Here is a 4,622-nt window from a genome sequence, read left to right on the forward strand (position 1 = left end):
GACGTTGGCGCGTCGGCCTTATCTCGAAACCTTGATCAGATGATTCGGGAAGGTACACCCCTTCCCGTCAGATCCACAGGTTTCGATCATTGCTCTTGACGTCCTTCGTGATACCGAACGGGCTCAACGACTTGCGGCGGAATTTCGGAGCGCTGTCGAAGCCACCGAGTACTACCAGCGTGCCATGTGGACCAACGAACCGGTACCAGCGGCAGTAGTTGACGAATATGCTGCGGTCGCTTGCCTGTGCCGGCTTCGTGAGCGACCGGGCGAGCGTAGTGCTGTGCACGACGCCATCTTCGGTAGCGATCCACCTGCCGCTCCCGACAGCGCTGAGGCAGAAGCAGGCGCCAGCGCCACGCCGGATGCCGGTGCCGTACAGCGGCGAAGGAGCGTAGGGCATTACCTAAATCTCGTCGCCACCGATCCGAACGTACCGCGGTCCGGCAGGGCATATCGGGACGCGCTGTGGTCATATCCCCAGTCGCGTAGCGAAGGGCATGCTCTCGTCGCGGGTCAATGGGCGGCGCTGATTGCCAAGGACGTCTGGCAGGAAGTCATCTGTTCGGTGTGGTCGCAGTTCTGCCGCGCCGGGTTGGCCCGCAGCCGCGAGGTTGGTCGGGGGCTCACCCACGCCGAGGTACGCGAAGTGGCCTCGAACATGGTTGAAGGCCCACCCGCGTGGGCTGCCAGCTACCCAACGGCTGAAGTTGCGGCCGCGCTCGATACCGCGTCGTTGATCGTGACTGACCGGGACGGCGAGGGCGTGAACGTTGCTACGGGATCGCTGGACAAGCTACGACGGCTGACCGCAGGACTTGACACCGCCACCTCCGCCGTTGTGGTGCTGCTCGAACTCGCCCGCCGCACGAACGACCGCGCCGACCCCGGCTGGGTCAAGGCGTCCCGAGTGAGATCGGCGTGGCAACCGTCAATATCCGAGGTTCTGGGCGAGGCGCGCAAGCATTTCGACCGTCAGCCGTCCATCGGTGGGACGCTGTGGTGGCTGGTGTCGCAGTTCATCATCCCCGTGCATGAACGCATTGCCTACTCCAAGCTGCCTGACTTCACCTTCCGCTTCCGCTGGGAGGAAGGGCTGCTGCGGTTCTATGACCATGGCATCGAGCGGTTCCCGCTCGCCGCGATCCGCGCGGATGCGTTGAGCTGGCTTACCTGGGATCTTGGCTTGTGGGAAGGTGACGACCCAGAGCAGCCCACGCTGACTGATCGGGGCATCGCCTTCGTCAACGAGGTACTTGGATGACCGACCCGGTTGCCCCTTCGGGGGAACGAAGCCGCCCGGTCGACGAACTTTTCACCAGCGCCGCGTCGGCGTTGTGGGCCACGACGTACAGCGTGGATCTGTCGTTGTTCAACGAGTTTCTGCTGCCGCGGCTGGGAGAGTCCCCACTCAACGTTGTCGTCCTGGCGGACCACCGCAGGCTCACCGCCAGCCTCGACCGCCTACCCGCTGACGCCGTCGACGCCCTCGCTACGGTGAATCGGCGTTGGCTGCTCCGCGGCGTACGGCCGGGTGGTCAAGCGTTCCATCCCAAGACGTACCTTGCGGTGGCCGGAACCAGGGTGACGCTGCTGGTCGGTTCGGGAAACCTGTCGATGACTGGGCTCGACCGGGGCCGGGAGGTGTTCACCAGCTTCCGATCCGGCACGCCCATTGGCGACGCCGCCATAGCTTCTTGGCGAAGCTGGGTGCACCGCGTTGTCGGCCTCGTCGACGACACGGTCCTTGCCCAACGACTGCTCGATCTCGATGGGCGGCTGGCGACCAAGCCAGCCGATACGCCAGCAGTTGCATCACCTGTGCTCCACAACCTGGACACCTCCCTCGCCGCCCAGCTCAAGACGATCCTCGACGAACAGGCGCCGTCGGGTATCGACGAGTTGCTGCTCAGCGCGCCGTACTACGACGACGATGCAGAGGCTGTCGGGCGCCTGCTTACCGACCTGCGCCCTCGCCGCGTTCGGATATTCCTGACGAGCGCCACCAGTGTCAACGGCGACCGGCTTAAGGATCAGTTGCACGTCGGCGGTGCTACCGCTGACGTACTCATGTACCAACCGGACGAGTTCGTACACGCCAAACTCATCGGCGCCATCGCTGGTTCCCAGGGATGGCTCCTGTCCGGATCAGCGAACCTGTCCCGAGCCGCGTTGACCCGCACCGTGGGACGGGGCGGCAACGTCGAGGTCGCCGTTCTCACCAAGCTCACCGCCGATGAGATCCTAGCGGTTTTCACGCCCCCGGAGGCCACAGCCGTTGGCGTCGACCTTGACCAACTCAAATCATGGTCGTTCCGGCCCGAACAAGAACCGGAAGCGCCCGCTGTACGGCTGATCTCCGCAGCCGCCGAGGACGGCGGACGGGTGAAGGTGACCAGCGAACCAGTCGCTGAGCTCGATTGGATGCTTGACGACCTGACCCAGCGACAACCGATCACCCTCGATGCCACCGGCAAAGCCGTTACCGCCGGTCCGCTCGCTGGGCGACTCGTCCGCTTGATCGATGCCGACGGTTCGATCCTGTCCAATCAGGTCGTCGTGGACAACACGATCGCCCTTTCAACCGCGCTCACCGGCGCGACGCGACCCGGCAACGACCTGCCGGACGGCCTTACCACCGGCGACCTCTACAACCCACTCGGCCAGGTGCTGGCCTGGTTGCACCGCAACCTGGTGATGGAGGTCAGCGAGAAGGTGACGCCCGCCTCAGCCGGTGGTCTTGCCGCCGACGAGGAGACCGAACAGGGCAGCGACGACCTGTGGGTACGCCTTGAACGCGAGCAGCTCGGACGTGACCCACGCGCCAGCCGATACGGCCGAATGTGGAATGACACCCTCGACGGCAGTGAACCAATCATCGAACTGCTCGATGCACTGCGTGCACGGACTCCATCCGAAGCCGCCACCGGACGAGCTGGGCATTCGCTTCTCGCTCGGCTCCTCGATGAGCCCGACGCCGAGGACGAGAAACGGGAATCAGAGGAGGATTCGAAGCCACGGCGGTGGCAACTCGCCGCCCGCGTTCGGGTACGCGCCCGCAACCTCCTGCAACGCTGGGCCGACGCGCAAACCGACCCACGTCTGGTGTGGGTTGAACCCCTCGCACCGGCCGGCAACTTCACAATGATCGCCGGCGCCTTGGCCAAGCTCAACCTCGCCGCCGCCCGGACCCCCGAGCACGTTCCGTTGACCGAGGACGACCTCGATGACCTGTGGCTGCGATGGCTCGGCGTATTCGCGGGAGGCGGTACCCGCGCCGGCTGGCTGAACCAAGTCGATCAAGAAACCCGGACAAATGCCCAACGACGGTTCCCCGTATGGCTCCCGGAAGCCGCTGCAGCGTTGAGCTGGCTGACCGTACGCCCAGGTCCTGCCCGCCGGGAACGAATAGTGCAAGCGCAGCCGCTCATCATCGCCGCGCTCGACCACGACCTGCTCGACCCGACGGACGAAACCGCCAGGTACCTCAGCGCCATCATCGGACATACCGTCACTCGCACCGAAATCGATCAACAGCTCGTGGACGCCGCCACCTTCATCGATGACGACCTCTGGTGCACCCGCACAGCGGTGGAACTGAACCTCGACGACCTCACCCTCGAAGCGCCACCCGGCGCCGCGGCCATCCAGGTCCGCCTCGACGTGCAGGGCATCACGGATCCACTCCTTGACCCACGACTACCGCGTCTTCTCGCCGCGACGCGCCAATACCGGGAATGCAGCGGTATCGCGGTCTACGCCACCGACGGCAGTTGGCGGCTCTCCATGATCGGCGGTGAGAGAATCGCTGTTCTTCCCGGCTTTGGCCAGCTAGTCATTGAGTCAACAGAACCAGTCAGCGACCATGTCGTCGACCAAATCAACACGGCCGTCGGCGTGCTAGCAGACCTGTTCGCATAGCTCCGTCGAGACCGAGGCGAACGAACGCGAGCGCACCGTCGAGAAGCGGGTTGTTCGCTAGTACTGCGACCAGCTGGTCGGCCCGTATGTAGGTGTCGCAGGGAGCCGAGACTGCGCTCGGTCCGGTCTCGAGAAACTTGATCGTTTTCAGCTGGCCGAGCGCGGAGGGAGTAAGCGGTCTTCGCAGCCGCGTCGCGGCCTGTCGTATGACTGCCGGGGAAACACTGCCCCCCTCTATGTCAGACTGCTGTGAGACGTGGGACGAACGAGTCCTTTTGATGCGAAGCAGGGCGAGACAGGACGATCGAGATAGTGACGATGACCCTTGCTGATCAGGCCGCCAGGACGGGGCAGGATGGTCAGGTGACAGAGAAGCGGGTGAGCCGGCCAGCGCGCCGGACGTTCACCGCGGCATACAAGGCGCGGATCTTGGCTGCCTATGACGCCCTGCCCGAGGGCAGCCCCGAGCGTGGCGCCCCTGATGAGCCAGGAAAAGCTGTATCACTCGCACATCGAGCACTGGCGAAGCAGGAGGAGAACGGGACATTGGCCTCCTCAAAGGGCAAACCGAAGAAGGACGCGGAATCCGAGGAACTGGCCCGACTGCGCAGGGCCGATGCGTTCTCATGTTGTGAAACCGAGTAGCTGGAGTCCGTCGGCGGGGTGACTGCGGTAGTGGTCGGTGGCTGCGGCGATGTTGG

General features: G+C 64.5%; 4 protein-coding genes. 3 read left to right on the top strand and 1 reads right to left on the bottom strand.

Annotated features, from left to right (window positions below; genetic code table 11):
• Positions 1–67 precede the first annotated feature (67 nt).
• Positions 68–289 (bottom strand): hypothetical protein, encoded by a 222-nt coding sequence (locus AB0I38_RS40095; RefSeq protein WP_358496030.1) that lies wholly within the window; start codon positions 287–289, stop codon positions 68–70.
• Here AB0I38_RS40095 and AB0I38_RS40100 point away from each other — a divergent pair.
• The 3 genes from AB0I38_RS40100 (at position 284) to AB0I38_RS40110 (ending at position 4,566) form a co-directional block, all read left to right on the top strand.
• Entirely contained in the window at positions 284–1,264 is a 981-nt protein-coding gene (locus AB0I38_RS40100; RefSeq protein WP_358496035.1) for a hypothetical protein, read from the top strand. The genes AB0I38_RS40095 and AB0I38_RS40100 overlap by 6 nt on opposite strands.
• Positions 1,261–3,921 carry a hypothetical protein gene (locus AB0I38_RS40105; protein ID WP_358496038.1) on the top strand — a complete coding sequence of 887 codons (2,661 nt, stop codon included), beginning with the start codon at positions 1,261–1,263 and terminating at the stop codon, positions 3,919–3,921. The genes AB0I38_RS40100 and AB0I38_RS40105 overlap by 4 nt, the downstream gene beginning before the upstream one ends.
• A gap of 312 nt (positions 3,922–4,233) precedes the next feature.
• The gene (locus AB0I38_RS40110; protein ID WP_358496042.1) at positions 4,234–4,566 is read left to right on the top strand and encodes a hypothetical protein; all 333 of its coding nucleotides are present in this window, start codon (positions 4,234–4,236) and stop codon (positions 4,564–4,566) included.
• Positions 4,567–4,622 lie beyond the last annotated feature (56 nt).

This window comes from Nonomuraea cavernae, from assembly GCF_040655715.1.
Lineage (GTDB): Bacteria > Actinomycetota > Actinomycetes > Streptosporangiales > Streptosporangiaceae > Nonomuraea > Nonomuraea cavernae_A.